General features: G+C 50.2%; 1 pseudogene. It reads right to left on the bottom strand.

Annotated elements, in window-relative coordinates:
* Positions 1-96 (bottom strand): annotated as a pseudogene (locus tag ACQ4LH_RS22190) (OprD family outer membrane porin); the annotation flags it as partial.
* Between the last annotated feature and the right edge of the window lie 152 nt (positions 97-248).

Raw genomic sequence — 248 nt, 5'->3', positions numbered from 1 at the left:
GCGCATGGTCGCGTTGCGCCACTTGATACCGAGGTTCTTGAAGGTGCCTTCCTGAACCACATAAGCGATATCCATGTTGCGTTCCCACTCTTTCCCCCTGACTCTTATACACATTTCCGAACCTACCTGAGGAACTGAACGACATCGTATGCCGTCTNGTAGAGTTGCCCCACTTGATACCGAAGTTCTTGAAAGTCCCTTCCTGAATTACCTCAGCGATATTCATGTTGCCTTCCGACTCCTTAGCC

Origin of the sequence: Pseudomonas peli, assembly GCF_050563605.1 — a bacterium.
In the GTDB taxonomy this organism is placed as follows: Bacteria; Pseudomonadota; Gammaproteobacteria; order Pseudomonadales; family Pseudomonadaceae; genus Aquipseudomonas; species Aquipseudomonas peli_A.
Note: the sequence above shows the minus strand (reverse complement) of the source record. Positions and strands in the feature narration are given on the sequence as shown.